We start from the raw sequence: 21530 nt of genomic DNA on the forward strand, positions 1-21530 counted from the left end.
AAAATGGCTAATACAGAAAAGTGATGACGCGGGGATGTGTCACGAGTAGGAGCATATAATTATGGATGAAATAGATCGCAAAATACTGAACCTTCTGCAGAAGGATGCGACGCTTAGTACTGCGGAGATCGCGGAGGCAGTTGGACTTTCGACCACACCATGTTGGCGACGGATCCAAATCCTTGAGCAAGAGGGTTATATTACCCGCCGCGTCGCGCTCGTGGACCGCAATAAGGTAAATGTTCCGCTCGACGTATTCGTCGCGATCCGCACCAATGAGCATAACTTTGAGTGGCTTGATGAATTTGCGCGGCTGGTGTGTGAGTTTCCTGAGGTCGTTGAGCTCTACCGCATGAGTGGTGAGATCGACTATTTGATGCGTGTCGTTGTGCCCGACATGGCTGCCTATGATACCTTCTACAAAAGCTTGATTAAGAAGGTCCAGCTTACGGACGTAAGCTCATCGTTTGCCATGGAACGGATCAAATATACAACGGCATTACCGCTTGATTATGCCATAGATGCGAACCGTACCCGTCGTCGGAGGGGATGATCGTGGATGCATCCGCAGCGGCCGGGGCGCCAAAACATGAAATAAAATTGGCTGACTATAAGCCATCGGCGTTTGCCGTCGATGGTATACAGCTTACATTCAAATTGCATTCAGACCTTGTCGAGGTAACAGCAACCTCGCAGATGAAAAAGGTGGGGAAGACAGCGTCATTAACGCTGGATGGCGGCCCCCATATGAGGCTGCTATCAGTGTCTGTGAATGGTGTGGCTCTCTCTGGTAACGAATACACACTGACGGACCCCAGTCTGGTGCTGCACGATGTTCCAGACGAGTTTGCGCTTACCATCGTTACAGAGCTGAAGCCTAAAGAAAATACCCGCCTAGAGGGGCTCTATTATTCCGGTGGAAATTTCTGCACCCAGTGTGAGGCCGAAGGGTTTAGGCACATTACCTATTTTCTGGATAGGCCCGACGTTCTAACCACTTACGATGTTAGAATTGAGGCTGATAAAGCCAATTTCCCTGTTCTTCTTGCCAACGGCAACCCCGGCAACAGCGGTGATATGGGCGATGGCCGTCATTTCTCTGAATGGCACGACCCTCATCCTAAACCCTGTTATCTTTTTGCGATGGTGGCGGGCGATCTGGCTTGTCTGAATGACGAGTTTACGACCCAGTCAGGTAAGCACGTAGACCTGAACATCTATGCCGCGGAAGATGATATCGCGAAATGCGATTATGCTATGGGCTCGCTTAAGCGTTCCATGAAGTGGGACGAAGACGTGTTCGGCCTCGAATATGACCTCGACGTATATAATATTGTTGCGGTGTCTGATTTCAACATGGGGGCGATGGAAAATAAGGGCCTCAATGTTTTCAACACAAAATATGTGCTTGCTAGCCCGGAGACCGCGACGGACGCCGACTTTGATCATATAGAGGGTGTGATCGGGCATGAATATTTCCACAACTGGACAGGTAACCGGGTTACGTGCCGGGATTGGTTCCAGTTGAGTTTGAAGGAAGGCTTGACGGTCTTTCGTGACCAGGAATTTTCAAGCGATATGACGTCACGCGCGGTGAAGCGCGTTGATGATGTTCGCACCCTCAGAATGCTTCAGTTCCCTGAGGACGCCGGGCCGCTCGCACACCCTGTGCGCCCTGAAAGCTATATTGAGATCAACAATTTCTACACGACCACGGTTTATAACAAGGGTGCGGAAGTTATTCGCATGATGCACCGCCTTATCGGCGCAGATGCTTTCCGGCGGGGCATGGATCTCTATTTTGAACGCCATGACGGTGAAGCCGTTACATGCGAGGATTTCGTTCTTGCCATGGAAGCGGCAAGCGGTGTTGATCTTACACAGTTCCGCTTGTGGTACTCGCAAGCGGGTACGCCGACGCTTAGGGTAAAGCGCTCTCAGGTTGGCGCGGACGTTGTGTTGGAGGTTGAACAGTCATGTGCCGCAACACCAGGGCAGCCGATCAAACAAGCTATGCAGATGCCCCTGTTGGTGGGGTGGGTCGATGCAGACGGTCAGGAAGTTCGGCCAGATGTGGTCTCAGGCGGAAAGTGGACGAACGATGGCTGTCTGCTCGACGTAAAATCAACTGTGCAGCACTTCTGCTTTAAAGGTGTTCCTGACAGAGCCGTGCCGAGCTTGTTGCGGGGGTTTTCTGCTCCAGTGAACCTGAAGCATGATCTAGATGCCGAAGAACTGGCGATTTTGGTCCGTGCTGACAGCGATACCTTTGCGAGGTGGGAAGCATCACAGTCACTATATGGCGACTATTTACAGGCCTGCATCGAAGACGTGGAAACACCAAAGAGCATTCCAGACCATATTGTGGAAGCTTTCTCAGACTTGATCGACGATAGCTCAACTGACCCAGCCTTGTTGGCTGAGCTGTTGACGTTGCCCTCTGAGATAACTTTGGGGCAGCGGCTTGATATCCTAAGGCCTGAAGTGATACATACGGCAAGAGAGCGGGCTGTAGCGGAGCTTGCCCAGCGCTTTGCTGATAGGCTGACCAAGCGGTATGAAGACCTTTCCTTGGAGCCTTATTCCCTATCGAAGGAGAGCAAGGCTGGTAGGCGGCTGAAAAATGCTCTGCTACGCTATATTGCCCATCTGCCGCAAGCGGAGGAGGTTGTGTCTGAGCAGCTTTCTCGGTCGCAGAATATGACTGATAAGGTTGCAGCCCTTGCGATTGTCGCAAGCAGTAACTTTGCTTCGCGGGAAGCTCAGCTGTCATCCTTCTATCAAACGTGGCAGGGCGACGATTTGGTCATCGACAAATGGTTTGCCTTGCAAGCTCAAAATACACAGCCAGATGCTGTCGCGAAGGTTCGCGAATTGATAGGCCATCCGGCCTTCAAATATACAAACCCGAACCGGCTGCGGTCTCTGATATCCACATTCTCAATGCTGAACCAGCCCCGCTTCCATGATGCGGGTGGTGAAGGTTACGTACTGCTGGCGGATACGATCGACAAGATGGACAAGATAAACCCACAAACTGCAGCGCGCCTTGTGGCTCCCCTTGGAAGATGGCGCCGTTTGCCGGAAGGGCTTCAGGCCATGATGAAGCAGCAGTTGGAACAACTGCGACACAAGGTTGAAAGTGATGACGTTCGTGAGCTGGTAGATAAGTCACTATAGGCTGGGAATAGAGGTGATTCGTGCAAAGGTCCGGTTGTGGGCAATCATTGTCGAGTTTAGTGAAACTTGGCAGGATAGGTATGAATTTTGTATCTTAACAGCTAGTTATCACCTAGTGATTGATATTAAGTGATTATTAGGTTGTATATATGTAGAATGGTTTCGCAGCCGACGCACGAGGCAGCGGGGTGGGATAATATACTAGAGATAGCATGTTGCTCGCCTTATAATGGGGTCAGCCAATCACCAGAGAGAGAGTTATATGAATAAGAGTCCTGATCCGATTGATGTACACGTCGGGCAACGTGTTCGCGCACGGCGTAAGATGCTGGGTTTGTCCCAGACTCAGCTGGGTGTAGAGTTGGGGGTTACCTTCCAGCAAGTCCAGAAATATGAGCGAGGCACCAACCGCATTGGTTCGAGCCGGTTATTCCGGATGTCGACAACGCTGGACGTGCCAGTTTCCTACTTCTTTGAAGGCGCGGAGACAAAACTTCCGGGCTATAACGCTGCGGGCGAGGGGCTGGATGCTGACGCGTTCGAGCGTCAGGAAACCCAAGAGCTTGTTGAAGCATATTACCGTATTGCAGACCCGCGCATTCGTAAGAAAGTGTTGGGCCTCGCTCGTCTGCTCGCAAGTGGCGTTGATGAGTACGGCATGTAACTATAGTTAGCTGATACAGTTCACCACTGTTGAAGAAGAAACGCGGCATACCATGGGTACGCCGCGTTTTTATTTACATTGATGGTGTTGGAGCCAGCTTAGGTGGCTGCTTTTTTCTTCGCCTTTTTCTTGTCGCGCTCCCGGCGCACAATATAGACGAGGCCTGGCGTTAACAGCAGGAAGCCTGCGGGCTCAGGAACGGTAAAGATTGTAATGATCGCCGTATCAAGACTGGTAAGAATCATGTCTCCTGGCAGGAATATGCTTCCGCCTGTGAGGACATTGAAGGTCTCTCCATCGTTGATGAAGCGTCCGTCATAACGAACGTTGACGCTTACCTCGTAATTGCCAACCTGATTGAATAGGCCCCCGGATCCGGTTTGGACGAGGAAGCTGGTGCCTGTACCAATAATCTGGTCGCCAAGCATCCAGACCAGGTCAAAGTCCGCATTGTCGGTGAGTTGACAGACAAGCTCTGCTTCAAAGGTCGTGCCGCAGCCATCAAGTGTGAAGTCTTCACCAAGCGGGATCGGATCATACACGCCGGCATCCGCGATAAGCTCTTTTGGCTCAGGCGTCGGCTCTGGTGTCGGCGCAGGAGTAGGTTCCGGCGTCGGTGCTGGAGTAGGCTCCGGTGTTGGTGCGGGTGTAGGCTCTGGCGTTGGTGCCGGCGTCGGTTCCGGTGTCGGCGCAGGAGTAGGTTCCGGCGTCGGTGACGGTGTTGGTGATGGCGTCGGCTCCGGGGTCGGAGATGGCGTCGGCGCAGGAGTAGGTTCCGGCGTCGGCGCAGGTGTCGGCGGTGGTGTAGGTTCCGGTGTTGGTGCTGGTGTCGGTGATGGTGTCGGATCGGGGTCCGGTTCAGGACTTGGATCTGGCTCAGGTTCCGGTGAACTTGTTACAGGGGTAGGTGTCGCTGCTTGCGATTCTGTTGTCGGCAGGCCGCCGGAATTGTCCGCGAACACAGCCACAGGATCAATAATCGGGGTTTCGATGCCCAGAACCCGTTCTACAGAAATATTTTCGCCCGCAGCTGGCGCAATACGTTCGATAAATTCAGCAATCTCTTCCGCAAGTTCCTCTTCAATATCGTTGGAGGCTTCTGGATAGATAATTACCGCTGTTACATAAGTATCTTGTCCACCAAGCTGACGGAAGCTGATACGGAGCGTACCGTCAACGACCTCAGCACGTGTAACGAGCATATGCCCCGCAGCAGGTGAACCGCCGCCACCACCGTCCGCTTGCATGAACGGCGCAAAATCATCCAGTGATTTTGAAGCGCTGATAGACACGATTGAGGACGAAAGTCCTGTCATTATGCCGCCGCCAAATCCAAGGTTAGGTAGGGCGGTAAGGTCTTTGGCACCACTCGTGATAATGGAGCCATGAGCGTCTGCCGAGAGCTGAAAATCAGATGTCGAAGAGTTTTGTGCTGTGGGCTCACCTTCTGGTTGGCTAGTTGAAGGGGCATCCGACAGGCGTCCTGGGCCGCCACTGGATAGTTTCATCACAGGTACGAGATCGTCAGTCGCCCGTGTGTCAACCATATTGACGTTACCGCCATTTCGCTTCACATCCACACCAAATGGGTAGAGCGGCGAGCGACCGTTCGGCCGGGGCGCTGTCAGAATAACGACGCGGTAGCGACCGTTTGGAATGTTTGACGCAACAAAATGCTCCACGTTCCGAACGCCATTCGCGAGAATAGAAGGGCCTGCAGTTGCGGCTTCATCTTCCATTCCGTCACCAACAAGCATCTTGCTGTCTGCGCCGACACGAGTGAATTTATCGTATGGTTCCCGGCTACTAGGCCCAAGGTCCCAACCCATCGCGCCATCTGTCAGCTTGAAGTTTTCATCAAGCACAAATGGCGCCATAAAGGCGGTCCAGTGTGTGCGGGCACCTGCCTCAATAATCAGATTGGCCGCGTCAGAAATTGTTGCCAGATCATAATCACCGGCAGCTTCTTCAATTTTTTCAAGCAAGGCTTCCATACGGGCCTTCAGGGCCTCATCGTCACCCATTGCCTGGTTCAGATAGGATTGAACGACCTGAAAGCCCCATTCGTCGACAGACAGCGCACCCTCAACAGCTTCCTCGAGCGTTACAGTCGGGAAGGTTTCGATGCGAGCCTCAACGGGCGACCGAATGAGATCAGCACTTCTGGTGCCTGTTAGGTAAAAATCTGACGCTTGTTCTGCCGCGGCATTTGCCTGCGGGGCGCTCTCTGACCCAGGTACAGCTGGGTTTGCAAGCGCAGGCCGCACGATACGCAGCCGACGTATGCCTGGTATTTCAACCGGCGGCGGTGTCGTCATTACATAGGTGGCCGGAGGTGGTAACAGGCCATTCCCAATCACAGGAGGAAGCGTATCGTCGAGGATACTGAGCTCTTCATCCTCTTGGTACATGCCATATATCAGGGTGCCCGTCGCGACGGCGGTCCCTGTTAGCAGCGTGGAAATTACCAACGATCTATTGCTTTTAAACATACCTGTTACCCTAGCCCGATACGGCACAAATTAAATATAATTCAGATAACTTTATATGTTTGTGTGCTTTGAACCAAATACATTTTCCATGGCGCCGAGCTGCGACGTACGGTATAGGCTTGTCCGCAGTCAGAAAAAACACCTAAAGTTACCAGAACCCATTGTAAAACAAGGTTATAAATAACATGTTAACGGGCCGTCCCTTCGATGATCTCACGGAAATTATAATGCAACTTCCCGCAGGGGATGCCTGTGCAGAGCGTAAATTTCTTGTGAGTTGCAGTCATATCGGGTCCGAAAACGATGGTTTGGTACCTCTTGGTGCTTGGATTGCAGCCTGGCAAGGAAGTGCTGAACCCAAGACGAAGGACACGCATATTTGTTTCATCGCGTCGTCATACGCTGGGGGCGGCGATCCTTCTGTGGTCAAAGAATATATAGCGGCGACCGCTAAAGGAAGGGCGCCGGTAAACCTCATGTGTGTGGAAAAGGGCATTGGGCTACGAGCTCTGGAAATGGCACCAGAGATGCCGCATGATCCAGCTCAAGACTGGCCTGAGGCAGACTGCATGGCCGCTGTGGCTTTTGGAATGGAAGCGGCTGCTGCTGGCGGTGATGTGCTTGGTTTGGCGACTTATGCCCCAGGCAGTGATGAGCGCGCGAAGGCGGTTTTGAAATCCTTTTCGCCCGAAACCCTCAGAGCAAGAGATGGTACAACAGGCCAAGCGAAAACCGACCACGTACCGCTTGAAGCGCTCCGGAGTTTTGGTGGTCGTGAGATCGCGGGCGCGGTTGGGGCTTTGATTGCCGCCCGTAGCCGCAGGTTGCCAGTGTTGGCTGAAGGTTGGGCTTGTTTGGCTGCGATAGCGGTTCTTGAGCAGATGATGCCAGGTGCCACAGACCATGTGGCTATAGCGGCGATGACAGACGGTGAGCAGGCGGATATTTGTGATCTATTGGGCAAGACGCCCATAATTGGACCAAGCATTGGTATTGGGCCAGGCTGCGCAAGTGCTGCTGCTGTATCTGTTTTGGCGGCTGCATGCCTCATCCCAAGTATGCCAGTTCGCTAACCTGTTCATTTTTGAGATCATGCCCCGTCTCGGATATGTGATAGGCCTCGTGTATTCGCTATCAAGCACTTGAACATTAAAATTCAAGAGCTTAGGGTTGAATTGTTTGGGGAGGTCGCCTTGGTTGAAGGGGTGGTAAGCCGGGTATGGTTCGAATTTTTCGTCACTATGTGTCGCCAGTTAAGCTGACGCTTGCCTTAGTCGACCTTTTTTTGATCCTGACTTGCGTCGTACTGGCAGAGTATCTGCGGTACGCCGCGATTGGGTTAGAATGGTCGGTAGCGTTGGGTTATGAGGCCTGGTTCGCCAAGTTGCTGGTGCCGGTTGCGGGAAGTTGTGCCTTGTTGGGGGTTGGTGCGTATCACGCTGACGCCATTCAGGATTTCAGAGTATTCTCGTTACGCTTGGCCGTTTCCCTTGTTGTAACGGGGCTGTTCCTCTCTGCGGTGCTTTATATTCTGCCAATGTTGCCGCTTTGGCGGTCAATCCTTTTACTGTCACTCCTGTTGTCTGCGTTTAGCATTTTTGCCCTCCACGGCTTGTTTCAACTGTTTGGGCGTATGGACCTGATTGGACAACGCGTTCTTATTTTGGGGGCGGGGGAGGTTGCCAATGAGCTGCAACAATATGCAGCACGGGCACGTGAATCTGGCCTGAATATTGTTGATGTTATCGCACTTCCTGAAGAGGAAAGCGCTGTTACAAGTGCTACCAGCCTGGACGATATCAACACGCTGGATAGTTACGTGCGGGCTCGTGAAATCGAAATGATCATAATAGCTGCAGATGAAAGTGACCAAAGGCTACCTTTGGAGGCGCTCATTGCATGCAAGCTCTCGGGCGTCGAGATCAAGGATAAACTGTCATTTTATGAACAGGTCCGTGGGTACGTAGATATCCGGTCCGTCAGGTCGGAATGGATTATATTTTCGGATGGCTTTAAAGGTGGCACGGGTATCGAGCGGCTAGGAAAGCGCTTACTCGATGTAATTGTAAGCTTGACACTTCTTGTCATCACGTTACCTATTATCCTCCTTGCTGCCGTTTTGGTGAAGGTCACCAGCAAGGGGCCGATTTTCTACCGCCAGCAACGTGTTGGCTTGAATGGCGAGCCATTTGATCTTCTCAAGTTTCGAAGCATGAAGGTGAACGCAGAAGCTGAAGGTACGCCGCAATGGGCACAAAAAAATGATCCCAGGGTAACGCTGATTGGCGGTTTTCTGAGAAAAACCCGTATTGATGAGTTGCCTCAGATTATCAATGTATTGAGCGGTGTGATGAGTTTTGTGGGGCCACGACCGGAGCGGCCATTCTTTGTAGATCAATTGGTGGATGAGATATCGCTTTATCGGGAGCGGCACTGCGTAAAGCCTGGAATTACGGGCTGGGCGCAAATACAGTACCCCTACGGGGCATCTGTTGCAGACGCGAAACGAAAACTTGAGTATGATCTTTACTATATTAAGAACTACTCCCTGTTTTTGGATTTGTTAATTATTCTACAGACAGTGCGGGTTGTTATATTTCCAAGTGGGGCTCGATAGCATAATGACATCAAATCTCTGCCGAAGATCCAGGTCGCCTAAGTTGGAGCAGGGTTGGCTTTCGCGAATTTCAGCAGCAGCATTGTTGGTAAGCCTGTCTGCGGCTACCGCACAGGCGCAATCGAACTACCCTGAAGCACGGGCTCTGCTCGAGCAGCAAAAGTACCAGGAGGCGGTTGAGCTCCTGCAGGCACGTCGCGACAAAGAGTCTGCCGATAGCGAGTTCTACCTGCTTCTAGCGCGGGCTTACCTGGAGACAGGCGCAGGCATTGCTGCTGAGGCTTCGATTGAGCGCGCTCGGCGCCTGGGCGCTGATTATGCGGGAACGGCTGTTCTTTTCGCCAAGTCTTTGTTGGTTCAGGGGAAATATGCGGACGCGTTGGCGGCTATTCGCGGGATAACGATCCCGAAAGAAGAACAGACGATCGCCTATATCATCGCAGGCGACGCGAACTTTGCACTCAGGAATACCAAAGAGGCACGTCGGAACTATGAACTTGCTCAGAAGCAGGAAGATCATAGTTTTCAGGCATATCTTGGTCTCGCACGGCTTGACATGCGTGAAGGTAAACTTCTGCAGGCTGAGGAAATGATCTTGAAGGCGGCCGAATACGGCAGCCAGAACACCATGGTGCAATATACCTGGGGGCTGATTGATCGTTACCTTGGCAAGATGGATGAAGCCGAGCGGCGCTTTCTAGAGGCGCGACGGCTATTCCCTGCCAATATTATGGCGAATATCGAGCTTGCTTCCATCCGGATCGACCAGGGCGCTCTTGATCAGGCAGAGCAATATCTGGATGCAGTTTATAGCGTATCCGCCAGCTACCCTATGGCCCTCTATTTATCTAGCGTTATTCATGCGAGCCGGGGCGAGTTTGAGGAAGCCAATACGCTTCTGAATAGAGCTAGAAACATTACCGACAGCTATCTGCCAGCCATGTATGTTCGCGGTTTGGTGGCGTTCCAGCTCGGCAACTACGGTGTTGCAGAAAATCAGCTTGTGAAGGTATTGAATGCGCGACCTGCTAACCAGCCAGCGCGTATGGCCTTGGCTGGAACATATTTGCGGCAATCAAGGCCGCAGGATGCTTACCGCACCCTTAGGCCCTTGTTGGATATTGGTAATCCGGAACCGAGTGTCATTGCCATGGCTGCCGCGGCGTCGATGGCGGCAGGGCAGCCGGAGCGCGGGCATGAACTTTATGAACTCCTTGCTGCTGACGAGACACAAACACCAGATGAGTTGGTTGATGGTTTGGCATCGAAGCTCGCACTTGCCCGCTACGTATCGGGCAATACCGAGGCCGCGTTTAATGCGATACTGACCCACCCCAGAACTGCAGATGTCGATGCACGGGAACTTGGTGTGCTTGGTGGTATGCAGCTCAAGTCAGGCGACTATGAGGGGGCTGAGCTTACGATTAACAAAATGCTCACGTCACTTCCTGACCGTGCCCTTGGTTATAATATGCGCGGTACGCTTGAGTATCAGCGCGGCCAATATACAGCAGCGCTTGAGAGTTTCCGGGAAGCCATCAATCGTAACGATGATTATTATACAGCTATTCGGAACAAAGCCCTGGCTGAGCTGCAGTTGGAGCAGTATGCGGAAGCTGAGCAGGATCTGAAAAATTTGCTCAAGTCTCAGCCCACGGATGCACGCGCTAAAGCGATGCTTGGTAGGGCGCTGCTGAGGCAGGAAAAGGGCGAGGAAGCGGTCACATATTTCGAAGAAGCTATTCGTGTGATGCCAAATGCCACGGAGATGTTGGCCGATTATGCAGATGCTCTTGCAATCGCGGGGCAGACAAGTAAGGCGATTGAGCAGGCGCGAGAAACCGCGGTACTTGCGGCGGACAATCCAGAACTGCTGAAGCGCATGGGGCTTTTACTGCTGCAGCTCAATCAGGCTCGCATCGCGGTACGCCCGCTTTCCCGCTACGTGGCGTTTAACCCGGATAATGGTGAGGCGCACATGATGCATGGGCGTGCGCTACTTTCCATGGGGCTGAGCACTGGCGCCAAAATATCGTTTGAGCGCGCACGGAATGCGGAAAAGGCCAAACCTGATAATGCGACGGTAGCTTGGTATCTTTTTGCTGTTGATGCCTTCTCCGGGCGATATACAGAGGCGCTTCGTGGCATGTCCCGGCTGGATATCGCGGCGCGGCCTGCGGATCTGAAATCGAGCCTGATCGGCGATACGCTCACCCGCGCAGGTCGCCTGGAAGAAGCCATCCTCGCCTATGAAAATGCGATTGCGGTCGAGACAACATCTGATCTCTCGGTTGGGTTGGCGTCGGCGCTTGAGGAGAGTGGGCAGAGGCAACAGGCCATTGAAAAACTTGAAGATTTTGTGAAAAAAGAGTCAGGGGACCGAAACGCCCGCATGGCACTTGGTGGCATGTTTGAGCGGGCGGGCCTTCCTGCGGCGGCGACTAATCAGTATGAGGCAGTGCTGAGGGGTGGCATTGCAGATGCACATGTGATTGCACGCCTGGCACGCGCCTACCTTCGGCTTGGCAATGTAAAAAGCGTGCCGCTTGCGAAACGAGCTTATCTTATTCTGCCGGAAGATCCCTTTATTCTGGATATTTACGGTTGGGTGATGCTGCAGGCAAACCGGGACTCTGCGCTGGCGGAAAAGGCGTTGGAAAAAGCCACGCGCAGGGCGCCAGCAGAAGCGCAGTACCGCTACCATCTGGGTATGACATATCTGACCCAGGGGCGTCGTAGCGAGGCGCTGGAGACATTGAAGCAGGCTTTGCGGCTTAATCCGAATTTTGAAGAAGCGGATGAAGCAAGGCGACAGATCGATCTTCTGGAATAGCTTTAAGAATGGAAAGCAATAAATTGAATATATTGCTTTTTTCAAGCTTATTTCCCAACGCCGTTGATCCTGTTCTTGGCGTGTTTGTTGAGACACGAATGCGCCACTTACTTCAAGACACAGGGGTCAATGTAACTGTGATGGCCCCCGTGCCATGGTTCCCGTTCAGGGGTAAAGTTTGGGGTGGTTATTCCAAGTTTGCCCAGGTGCCGAAGGCAGAAGTGCGAAACGGGGTTTCAGTCGAGCATCCCCGGTTTCTCGTTATCCCCAAAGTGGGCATGGGCTTGACACCGAGCTTTCTCTACCAAACAGCAAAACGTGCGCTAAAGGCGCGGCTGGATGCTGGCGAAAAAATCGACCTCATAGATGCGCACTATTTGTACCCGGACGGGGTTGCTGCGGCAAAACTCGGGGAGACCTTTGGCATCCCTGTTGTAATGACCGCGCGGGGGAGTGATGTAACTGAAATTGGCCGTATGCCTGGGCCGCAGAGCTTAATCCTGAAAGCAATGGCATCGGCGGCGCACACCATTTGTGTGAGCAACTCCCTGCGTGACGAGTTGATTTCCTTTGGGGCTGACGCGGGGAAAATCACCACTCTTAGAAATGGGGTGGACGCCGAACGCTTCAGGGAAGTGGAGCGCGAGAAAACACGCAAAAAATGGCAGGTTTCCGGGAAAGTTTCCTTGTTCGCAGGATGGCTTATTGAGCGTAAGCGCGTCGATATCATGCTGGATGCAGTCGCCAAGCTTGACGATGTGACCGCAGTAATTGCCGGGGAAGGACCGCTGCTGGCGGACCTTAAGGCCCAGGTGAACAGGCTGGGTATAGAAAATCGCACGCTCTTTTTGGGTAAGCAACAGCCGGAAGACATGCCATCCGCCTTTTCTGCTGCTGATGTGCTTGTACTGCCCTCTGAACGTGAAGGTTGGGCAAATGTTTTACTAGAATCAATGGCTTGTGGTACACCGGTGGTGTCGCGCGCGGTTGCTGGCGCGCTTGATCTGGTAACATGCGATGAAGCGGGTGTGTTGGTGGATGGTGATGACCCTCAACTCTACGCGAATGCGATTGATAAGGTGGTGTCTGCGCCGGAAAATCGTGATAAAACAAGACGGTATGCGGGGGCATTTGGATGGCGGGAGATATCCCTCGCGCAGGAAAAAATCTTCAAACGGGCCGTCAGCGAATATAACTGATACCGAGTAGTGACGGTTTTGGAGCTTGGCGTAGCGCTGTTTAATCGCTCGGATTATGCGCGCAGCGTATGTTTTTATTAGTGAATGTGTGGCATAAGTGCGGCGAGTCTGAGGCGCGAGTGTGCGTGAAAGTGCGGCGGGAGTGCGGCGTAAAGTGTGGCGGTGAGGCCGGGTAACGGAAGTCGGGATATCTGCCTGTTCAAGGCTGCTCATTGAAGCTGATGACAAGGAACTGATGTGTTTGAATCTTTATACTTTCTGTTTTTCTGTTGCTTGATAGCGTTCATTATTTATTGGGCATTGAAGAATGATGATCAGGAAACGTTTTTGAATGGACCTGTAAAGGGTCCCAATGGAAGCGACGAGAGCGAGACATAATAGTAGTACTGTACTAATTTCTCTTGGGAATCTAACGCTTAGCAACGCAATAATCGCTTGATTTTAACCGTCTTGCCTTGGCATAGTGTACTCAAGAATACTTGGGAAGCCTTTAGGCTTATTAATCAAGGGTTTAAAGGAAGCATCAGGTGGTACTAAAATTCAAAACCGGAATGAAGGCGCTTGGCCTCGTTTTGTTTTCGCTTGTTCTTACGAGTTGTGGGCCACGCGAGTTGCTGCCTTCGGCGCCTTTTGTGCCGCCGGATGAAGGCCCTGGACCGCATTATGTTATCGGGCCGGGGGATGGTTTGTATATCCACGTCTGGAGAAACCCCGAGCTTTCAACCAACGTGACGGTACGGCCTGACGGAAGGGTGTCCATCCCTCTGGCGGAAGACCTGCCTGCGACAGGCAAGACGCCCAGCCAGTTGTCCCGCGATATTGAAGAGCAGTTGAATGTCTATATTCAGCAGCCCATCGTAACAGTAATGCTGCAAGCGTTCTTTGGCCCGTTTTCGCAACAAGTGCGGGTGGTTGGTGAAGCCGCCAGCCCACAGGCGCTGCCTTACCGGGCAAACATGACCCTTCTGGATGTGATGATCCAGGTTGGTGGATTGACAGAGTTTGCCGCCGGGGACCGTGCGTCCCTTATCCGGTTTGAAGACGGTGAACAGAAAGAATACAGAATTAAAATTGAATCGCTCATCAAGGATGGAGACATCACGGCAAACGTGAAGATCTTCCCGGGCGATGTGCTGATTATTCCTGAAAGCATCCTTTAACATTGTTATAGTATGCTGATGGCGATGGTCTGACAGACAGCGGAGGGACAAGATGGCAGTGCAAAGCGGATTGCACGACATATTCCAGCAGATAAAAACCATTGCTTACGGCATTTGGCGTAAGCGATGGTATATGCTCTTTACCACCTGGCTGGTGAGCCTGTTGGGCTGGGCACTTGTCTCGACGATGCCTTATAAATACGAAGCATCCGCCCAGGTTTTTGTGGACACGGAGACAGTACTGCGCGCGAGTGCTGAACGCATGGGCATTAATGTCGACCTTAGCCGCAAGGTTGACATTGTACGCCGTACGCTGGTTACGCGTCCTAATCTTGAGAAGATTATCCGCAGGTCAGATTATCTCGATCGGATAGCGAAAGATGACAAAGAGCTGGATGCTCTTGTTGCAAGCTTGCAGCGGGATATCCGGATCATATCGCTCGAAGAAGGCATGTTCCGCATTCAGTTCGAGATTGATGATGACCGCCTGAGCGACCGTCAACGCGCCGAAGTGGCGCGCCGGGTTGTGGCCAACCTGCTTTCCTTCTTCCTTGAAGGTAATTCGGCAGAGGGTGCGCAAAAATCGGAAAGCGCTATTGAGTTTATCAGCCAGCGTATTCAGGAATACGGCAAGATGCTGAGCGACGCCGAAACACGGCACGCGCAATTCCAACAGGAAAATATGGAATATCTTGGCGGGCAGGGTAGCTTTATCACCCGCCTCGACAGTGCAAAGAATGAACTGCGTAAAACACGTAACTCTATCGCGGAGGCACAAGTTACGCTCCAGACGTTAGAGACAAACATCAAGAATGTGCCGCCTACAATTCGTGAGGCACGGTCAAGCCGCCCGGGTGGCGGCGGGGATAAAGACCCGTTAGAAGAGCGTATCGCCGACCTGCAGAAAAAGTATGACTCTCTCAAGACTTTGGGTTTGAAAGATCGCCATCCTGATGTGATCAACGTCAGCCGGCAGATCGATGCCTTGCAGGTCGAACTTAAAGACAAACAAGAAGCGGTTGCGCAAGAATTGGCTGAATCCGCTGAAGCTGGGCGCAGTTCCAACCTGACGACGGAAACGCCGAACCGGCTGTATGAGCAGTTGATGCTGCAGATTATTGAAACCAAGACTTCCGTTGAAACGTTGAAGCAGCGCGAAAGCGAGCAGCGTAACCTCGTTGCTGAAATGGAAGAAAAAGCTAAGCGCGTACCAGAGATCGAAGCTGAAGAAAGCCGTCTCAATCGCGATTACAAGACCATTCAGCGTCAGTATAAAGAATTTGTTGAGCAGAAACAGCAGCTTGACCTGCAGGCGGATGTAGAAGCAACGGATGAAGCCATGTCACTTCGCGTGGTGGAAGAGCCGATTGTGCCACAGGCACCAAGCGGACCGAACCGCCTTCTTTTCTTCACTGCTGTTTTGGTTGGCGGCATTTTCGCAGGGCTTGGTGTTGCGCTGGTGCTGTCGCAACTTCGGCCAGTTGTTATCACGGTTGACCAGTTGCGCAGCCACTTTGATATGCCAGTGCTTGGTAACGTGAGCCGCACGATATCGGAGCAGGAGCATCGTCAACGTAGTGTCGAGCTATTGGGTTTCGCGGGCGGAACCTTGTTGCTTATGCTGATATTCGTGGCCTTTTTGGCTTTCGATATCTTTGGCGGCTTGTCGGCAACCTAAGTGTAGTGAGTAGGTAATTCATGGATCTTATTGAGCGCGCAGAGCAAAAGAAGAAAAAAGAAGAAAAGGCTAGCTCCCTTGTTGAGCGGGCTGCTGCAAAGTCAGGCCCGGCAAAAGGTGTGGGCATTGGCAGCCCCGTTGCACGCGGGGAAGGCCGTTCAGACCCGTCTTCACTCAATCCATCGCAGGGCGAAGAACAAAAGTCCGCTCCGGCATTCCGTGGTATTGGGCAACCGGGCGGTGCTTCCAGACCCCGTCCCGCCGAGGATGCAGGTGCTGAGCCGAAGAAGGCACCTGAAGAAAGCGCGTTTGAAAAGGCCGCGGCAAAAGCAGGCATGGGTGTTGGACATGCCAAAGCTGATGGCGGCTTGCGTCCGCAAGCGGAAACAAACCAAGACCCTAAAGTCCATATCCGTCCCGGGTCCAAACCCAGCAAGCCTGTCAGTGTCGGTATGGAGCCTAAGGACCAGACCAAGCGCAAGGTTGAGGAAGTTGACCTCGTGGCGTTACGGGAAGCGGGTTACATCACACCTGATATGCCGCCAAATCTGATGTCCGAGGAATTTCGGATCATTAAACGTTCGATCCTCCTGAATGCTTTTTCAAAAGGCGACAAGAAGGTTGAGAACGGTAATGTGATCCTGGTGACAAGTTCAAACCCGGGTGAAGGCAAGACATTCTGTGCGATCAATCTGGCGCTTTCGATCGCCACCGAGCAGGACGTGACCGTGCTGCTGGTGGATGCAGACTTCTCCAAGCCTGAGGTACTTAACCGTCTTGGTGTAAGTGGCGGACGCGGTTTGATGGATGTGGTGGCGGATGAGGACATTGACCTCGCCAGTTGCCTGATCAGAACCAGTATACCAAACCTTGTGCTGCTGCCCGCTGGCCGCCAGCATAACCTGACCACAGAGCTTCTTGCGAGTGAGCGCATGGAAGCCATGGCCAAGGAAATAGGCACGCGTTACCCAGACCGGTTGGTGATTTTTGACTCGCCCCCCGTGTTGGCAAGCTCTGCCGCGTCAGTGCTTGCGCTCTATATGGGGCAAACCGTGTTTGTGATCGAGGCGGAGAAAACCACCGAGCCTCAGATCAAAGAAAGCTTGGGCATGATTAATGCCTGCGAACATATTAATCTGATTTTGAACAAGACCCGTTATAGCGACAGTAATAAGAAATTTGCGTCCTATTATGGTTACGGGGGTCGATAAGGATCGCACTTTGTGGCGCAGGTAGGCCGTATATTTCCGCAAAAGCTTATGATGCTGATGGTGGCGCACCTTGGTTGCGCCACTGCCGTATCTGCACAACATGTTTGGATTGACCCGCGCGGCGAAGGCAAGGTGACGGTCTCGGACAATGTTAACTTGACCGAAGCAAACCGTACAGTTGGCACAGTGTTGAATGCGTCATTGGGGCTGAATACCCGGATCGAGGGTCGTAAGCTTAAAGGTGCGCTCGATTACGCGTACGACTATTATTATTTTCTCGATGATGGCGGCTCGGACGTAAGGCACAGCATGTTTGGTGTGTTGGACGCAGAGATCTGGCGTAACCATTTGTCTGTGAACGCGCGGGCGAGCTTGAGGCAGGTATTCCTCAGCCAAAGCGATGCGATTTCCCATTCCGAAGCGAACCGAAGCGACAACCGGCGGCTGGTGCAAAACTATACGGGCAGTGCTCTTTTAAAAGGAGGGCTGCGTGATTTTGCGGATTGGCGGGTCAATTACCGGTATGGACTGACACTTTCCCCGGCCGATAACCTAGACGATGAGACGCTGCCGACAAATTTCTCGGATACACAGTCTCATGAAATTAGAGCGTCTGTCGGGTCTGGTGACAGGTTCAACAATCTGGAATGGGAGCTGTTTGGCAACAGCAGCCGGGTTCTTCGTAACCTTGACGTCAATGACTATCATGTTGAGGCGGTCGGGGCCGAGCTTACCTATAAGTTCAACCGCTATTTCTCGATCGTTGGGCAGGTGAACCAGTCACGGAACGGTTTTCAGTCCGAACTTCTGAGCCAGGATGGTTTGGGCTGGGAGGCCGGGTTTCGCTGGACCCCGGGCCCGAAACTTGACCTTTCCGGCAGATACGGACGGGTAGGCGCGAGAGAAACCTGGTATGGGCGCCTGCAATATTTGTTTTCTGTGCGCTTTGATTTCATGGGAACCTATACCGATACACTTTCCTCAGACAGCGTCGTGCTAAATGATAGATTACAGACGTATCAGTTTGATGATGAACAGGGCATCACTGATGGCGCGGGCTTGCCAGTTGATGAACGCGATCCAAGGTTTACCCTGACAGACTTTGACTTCCGCCGTCAGAACGCAACAGGCGTGTTCACGTGGCGGAAGCGCAGAACTGAAGTCTATGTAAGCAGTAATATGGAATGGCGTACCTACGATAACACCGGCGGTGAAGACGCCAGTTCCTGGGGTGTATCGAGTGGTTTTAAGCACAAAATCAATAAATTGACGACATTGACAGGGCTTTTTTCCTACCGTCGGAGTAGATTTGAAGAACAGCTTCGGGTAGACAACTACTATGTAGGAAATCTACAGTGGAATAAGCGGTTGTCTCGTCATGTGAAAGTTGCGGTTTCGCTTGACCATACACAGCGACAGAGTACAGAAGTCGGGGGGGATATGATGGAGAACGCCGTGACTGTACATCTACGAGGGATATTTTAGGGGCAGCATGTACGAAAGTTTTTACAATCTTCAGGGTAGGCCTTTTCAACTTACGCCGGACCCGCGATTTTACTTTAGCTCTCGCACGCACAAAAAGGCGATGGCCTATCTTACCTATGGCATGAACCAGGGTGAGGGGTTCATCATTGTGACGGGTGACGTGGGCACAGGTAAAACCACTCTGGTGCGCCACCTGTTTGAAACGCTCGACCGCAACGAATATATCGCGGCCATGATCGTGAGCACACAGCTGAGCGCGGAAGACCTGCTCAGAAGCGTGGTTGCGGCTTTCGGCCTTGACGCGCAAGCGGAAGACAAGGGCCAGCTTCTGGCACGGCTTGAGAAATTCCTGCGGGAGCAGTTCCGCATGGGTCGCCGGGCACTTCTGGTGGTGGATGAAGCACAGAACCTTTCAAACGCTGCGCTCGAAGAAATGCGTATGCTTTCCAATTTTCAGGAAGGCGACAAGGCGCTTATCCAAAGCTTCCTTGTTGGTCAGCCTGAATTCCGGGAGCGTATCTTCTCGGCGCCTGAGCTTGAGCAGCTCCGCCAGCGTGTGATTGCCACCCATCACCTTGAGCCGATGGAAGAAGAAGAGCTCGCGGGCTATATCGAGCACCGCCTGAGCCTTGTTGGCTGGGACAATGACCCTTGTTTCACCGCTGATGCGGTTGAAGAAATTTATCGGAACAGTGCCGGTGTGCCACGTCGGCTGAACACCCTGTGTTCGCGCGTGTTGCTGTATGGCTCACTGGAAGAGCTGCATACCATCGACGGGGAAACCATTCAGGCTGTTGTAAGCGACATGGCGAGCGACACAAGACAGGTGACGGCGACATCGTCAGCGATGCCGCCAAGACCGTCGGCGCCGGTGAACCGCCAGAACGATTCCACCGTTCCGCTGGAAGCGAAGCGTGAGACCAAGGAGGTCAAGCAGATGGAAAACCGGCTTGATCAGCTTGAAAACATGATGAAAAATCAGGATGAAACCCTGAAACGCTTGACCGAGCTGATGGCAACGATGGCGGGCGGCGGCTCCAAGGATGACAAATAGCTCTCAAGCCCCACTCGCAAATGCAGAGCCGGTGTCTGCGAGCACGCAGTTCCCAGACGTCTATGCCTTTACTGTGGATGTGGAAGAATGGTTCCAGGTAGGCGCGTTTGAAAACACCATCGACCGTGCGGATTGGCGTGGGCTCGAAAGCCGTGTTGAAGAGCAGACCTATAAGGTACTCGGCCTTCTTGATCAAAACGGTGTAAAAGGCACCTTTTTCTGCCTTGGCTGGGTCGCAGAGCGATATCCGCTACTTATCAACGCCATCCACAACGCGGGGCATGAAGTGGGCTGCCATGGCATGGACCACGAGCGCCTGTTCCGTTTTTCGCGCGAAGAATTTACCGCTGATGTGTTTAAAGCCAAGGCGCTACTTGAAGACGCGATTGGTGCGGAAGTTATGGGGTATCGTGCGCCAAGCTTCTCCCTGACCACAGATGTATGGTGGGCTTATGAGGTGCTGGAGCAGGCAGGTTTCACCTATTCTTCGAGCCTTTATCCTCTCAAGACGGATCATTACGGCATGCCGAATGCGCCGAGGCGCCCATTCTGGCCGATTGGGGAGGGGCGTATCCTCGAGGCGCCCATGACAGTATGCAAGATGCTCGGGCGTTCGCTCCCTGCTTCTGGCGGCGGATACTTCCGCCTTTTGCCTTATGCGCTGGGGCATCATTTGCTGCGAGCAGGCGCGAAGCAAAACGGTACGCCAGGTATTTTTTACATGCACCCGTGGGAGGTAGACCCAGGCCAGCCTTACCGTAAGGATGCTCCGCTTCTCTCGCGCTTCAGGCACTATACCGGCCAGGAAGCACTGCCGAGGAAACTTGAACGTTTGTGCGGCGCGCATCAATGGATGCGACTGCGGGAAGCCATCGTATCGCCTGCCTATGAAAGCATAGAGACGCAGGGATGACGCTTGTTATCAAACATCTGACCGATGAGAACGTGGCAGCCTGGGATGCTTATGTTGCCGGGCATGCGGATGGCACTTTTTGCCACCGTGCGGGCTGGAAGTTTGTTGTTGAAGCCGGGGCAGGGCATCAATGCCCTTATCTTTATGCGGAAGAGGATGGCGAGGTTAAGGGTGTGCTGCCGCTTACGCTCAGGCGCAGCGCTCTCTTTGGCAACGCGCTTGTCTCCAGCATGTTTGCGGTTTATGGCGGCGGGCTATACTCAAACGATGCAGCGCGCGACGCTCTTGATGCTGCGGCCTGGCAAATCGCTGAAGGCGCGGGCATTGGTGTTTTTGAAAGCCGCACGATGAAACCAGAGCACTGTGGTGTTGATGGCTGGAGTTCAGCCGGGGTTAAGGCTGCCACCTTTATTCGCGACCTTGAAAGCAGTGATGAGGACGAGCTTTTGCTCACCATCCCACGCAAACAGCGCGCTGTGGTGCGCAAATCGCTGAAAGCCGAGCTGACATGCGATTGGGCACCAAAGGTCAGTGAGGTATATGCGCTCTATGCGGAGAGCGTGCGCAACTTGGGTACACCTGTGTTCCCTCGTGCGCTGTTTGAGGCGTTCGCACGCGAGTTTCCAGACAATCATCTGTTGCAGCTGATCAAAACGCCGGACGGCAAGCCTGTTGCCAGCCTGTTCAGCTTTTATGACGCAGATACGGTGCTACCGTATTACGCGGGTGGGACACCGGATGCACGGCGCTACAGCGCCCATGATTTCATGTATTTTGAGCTGATGAAACATGCGGCTGCACAGGGCATCAAGCGCTTTGATTTTGGCCGTAGCAAAGTGGATACCGGCCCTTATGCTTTCAAGAAAAACTGGGGGTTTGAACCTATGCCGCTTGAATATGAATACAAGCTGGCTGAGGGCGCGGAGCTACCAGACCTGTCACCACAAAGTGGCAAATACGCGGCTCTTGTGAAGGTATGGAAGCGACTGCCGCTGCCTGTTGCTAATTGGCTTGGCCCTATGCTTGCCCGGCACTTGGGATAAC

General features: G+C 52.8%; 15 protein-coding genes. 14 read left to right on the forward strand and 1 reads right to left on the reverse strand.

The window, feature by feature from the left end; all coding sequences use genetic code 11:
* The first annotated feature begins 61 nt into the window (after positions 1 to 61).
* From ACOOGA_RS18220 to ACOOGA_RS18230, 3 genes are all read left to right on the forward strand, one after another.
* On the forward strand, positions 62 to 553 hold the full coding sequence (locus ACOOGA_RS18220) for an Lrp/AsnC family transcriptional regulator (RefSeq protein ID WP_417461837.1): 492 nt from the start codon (positions 62 to 64) through the stop codon (positions 551 to 553).
* Between the two features lie 47 nt (positions 554 to 600).
* Positions 601 to 3180 carry an aminopeptidase N gene (pepN, locus tag ACOOGA_RS18225; protein ID WP_420429162.1) on the forward strand — a complete coding sequence of 860 codons (2580 nt, stop codon included), beginning with the start codon at positions 601 to 603 and terminating at the stop codon, positions 3178 to 3180.
* Positions 3181 to 3442: 262 nt separating this feature from the next.
* The gene (locus ACOOGA_RS18230) at positions 3443 to 3844 is read left to right on the forward strand and encodes a helix-turn-helix domain-containing protein (RefSeq protein ID WP_417461835.1); all 402 of its coding nucleotides are present in this window, start codon (positions 3443 to 3445) and stop codon (positions 3842 to 3844) included.
* Positions 3845 to 3942: 98 nt separating this feature from the next.
* Here the strand turns inward: ACOOGA_RS18230 and ACOOGA_RS18235 are convergent, their stop codons facing one another.
* Complete coding sequence (locus tag ACOOGA_RS18235) at positions 3943 to 6336, reverse strand: hypothetical protein (RefSeq protein WP_420429164.1); 2394 nt, start codon at positions 6334 to 6336, stop codon at positions 3943 to 3945.
* Between the two features lie 227 nt (positions 6337 to 6563).
* Here ACOOGA_RS18235 and ACOOGA_RS18240 point away from each other — a divergent pair, with 227 nt between their 5' ends.
* From ACOOGA_RS18240 to ACOOGA_RS18290, 11 genes are all read left to right on the forward strand, one after another.
* Entirely contained in the window at positions 6564 to 7409 is an 846-nt protein-coding gene (locus ACOOGA_RS18240) for a nicotinate-nucleotide--dimethylbenzimidazole phosphoribosyltransferase (RefSeq protein WP_420429166.1), read from the forward strand.
* 146 nt (positions 7410 to 7555) lie between these two features.
* Positions 7556 to 8953 carry a TIGR03013 family XrtA/PEP-CTERM system glycosyltransferase gene (locus ACOOGA_RS18245; RefSeq protein WP_420429168.1) on the forward strand — a complete coding sequence of 466 codons (1398 nt, stop codon included), beginning with the start codon at positions 7556 to 7558 and terminating at the stop codon, positions 8951 to 8953.
* 82 nt (positions 8954 to 9035) lie between these two features.
* A complete protein-coding gene (prsT, locus tag ACOOGA_RS18250; RefSeq protein WP_420429170.1) occupies positions 9036 to 11786 on the forward strand; it encodes an XrtA/PEP-CTERM system TPR-repeat protein PrsT in 2751 nt (916 codons plus the stop codon).
* Between the two features lie 98 nt (positions 11787 to 11884).
* The gene (locus ACOOGA_RS18255) at positions 11885 to 12985 is read left to right on the forward strand and encodes a glycosyltransferase (protein WP_420429172.1); all 1101 of its coding nucleotides are present in this window, start codon (positions 11885 to 11887) and stop codon (positions 12983 to 12985) included.
* A gap of 551 nt (positions 12986 to 13536) precedes the next feature.
* Complete coding sequence (locus tag ACOOGA_RS18260) at positions 13537 to 14145, forward strand: XrtA/PEP-CTERM system exopolysaccharide export protein (protein ID WP_417462116.1); 609 nt, start codon at positions 13537 to 13539, stop codon at positions 14143 to 14145.
* 52 nt (positions 14146 to 14197) lie between these two features.
* Entirely contained in the window at positions 14198 to 15823 is a 1626-nt protein-coding gene (locus ACOOGA_RS18265) for an XrtA system polysaccharide chain length determinant (RefSeq protein ID WP_417461829.1), read from the forward strand.
* Positions 15824 to 15843: 20 nt separating this feature from the next.
* Positions 15844 to 17034: an XrtA-associated tyrosine autokinase gene (locus ACOOGA_RS18270; protein ID WP_417461828.1), complete on the forward strand. Its 1191-nt coding sequence runs from the start codon at positions 15844 to 15846 to the stop codon at positions 17032 to 17034.
* Positions 17035 to 17046: 12 nt separating this feature from the next.
* The gene (locus ACOOGA_RS18275; RefSeq protein ID WP_417461827.1) at positions 17047 to 18519 is read left to right on the forward strand and encodes a TIGR03016 family PEP-CTERM system-associated outer membrane protein; all 1473 of its coding nucleotides are present in this window, start codon (positions 17047 to 17049) and stop codon (positions 18517 to 18519) included.
* Between the two features lie 7 nt (positions 18520 to 18526).
* Complete coding sequence (locus ACOOGA_RS18280) at positions 18527 to 19573, forward strand: XrtA/PEP-CTERM system-associated ATPase (protein WP_417461826.1); 1047 nt, start codon at positions 18527 to 18529, stop codon at positions 19571 to 19573.
* On the forward strand, positions 19563 to 20486 hold the full coding sequence (locus ACOOGA_RS18285; protein WP_417461825.1) for an XrtA system polysaccharide deacetylase: 924 nt from the start codon (positions 19563 to 19565) through the stop codon (positions 20484 to 20486). The genes ACOOGA_RS18280 and ACOOGA_RS18285 overlap by 11 nt, the downstream gene beginning before the upstream one ends.
* The gene (locus ACOOGA_RS18290) at positions 20483 to 21529 is read left to right on the forward strand and encodes a FemAB family XrtA/PEP-CTERM system-associated protein (protein WP_420429174.1); all 1047 of its coding nucleotides are present in this window, start codon (positions 20483 to 20485) and stop codon (positions 21527 to 21529) included. Before ACOOGA_RS18285 ends, ACOOGA_RS18290 begins: the two co-directional genes overlap by 4 nt.
* Position 21530 lies beyond the last annotated feature (1 nt).

It is taken from the genome of Kordiimonas sp. (assembly GCF_965216265.1).
Taxonomy (GTDB): domain Bacteria; phylum Pseudomonadota; class Alphaproteobacteria; order Sphingomonadales; family Kordiimonadaceae; genus Kordiimonas.

Coding starts and splice junctions, on each gene's coding strand:
- ACOOGA_RS18220 (WP_417461837.1), top strand. CDS start 62: ATGGATGAAATAGATCGCAAAATACTGAACCTTCTGCAGAAGGATGCG.
- ACOOGA_RS18230 (WP_417461835.1), top strand. CDS start 3,443: ATGAATAAGAGTCCTGATCCGATTGATGTACACGTCGGGCAACGTGTT.
- ACOOGA_RS18235 (WP_420429164.1), bottom strand. CDS start 6,336: ATGTTTAAAAGCAATAGATCGTTGGTAATTTCCACGCTGCTAACAGGG.
- ACOOGA_RS18240 (WP_420429166.1), top strand. CDS start 6,564: ATGCAACTTCCCGCAGGGGATGCCTGTGCAGAGCGTAAATTTCTTGTG.
- ACOOGA_RS18245 (WP_420429168.1), top strand. CDS start 7,556: ATGGTTCGAATTTTTCGTCACTATGTGTCGCCAGTTAAGCTGACGCTT.
- ACOOGA_RS18255 (WP_420429172.1), top strand. CDS start 11,885: ATGCGCCACTTACTTCAAGACACAGGGGTCAATGTAACTGTGATGGCC.
- ACOOGA_RS18260 (WP_417462116.1), top strand. CDS start 13,537: ATGAAGGCGCTTGGCCTCGTTTTGTTTTCGCTTGTTCTTACGAGTTGT.
- ACOOGA_RS18265 (WP_417461829.1), top strand. CDS start 14,198: ATGGCAGTGCAAAGCGGATTGCACGACATATTCCAGCAGATAAAAACC.
- ACOOGA_RS18270 (WP_417461828.1), top strand. CDS start 15,844: ATGGATCTTATTGAGCGCGCAGAGCAAAAGAAGAAAAAAGAAGAAAAG.
- ACOOGA_RS18280 (WP_417461826.1), top strand. CDS start 18,527: ATGTACGAAAGTTTTTACAATCTTCAGGGTAGGCCTTTTCAACTTACG.
- ACOOGA_RS18285 (WP_417461825.1), top strand. CDS start 19,563: ATGACAAATAGCTCTCAAGCCCCACTCGCAAATGCAGAGCCGGTGTCT.
- ACOOGA_RS18290 (WP_420429174.1), top strand. CDS start 20,483: ATGACGCTTGTTATCAAACATCTGACCGATGAGAACGTGGCAGCCTGG.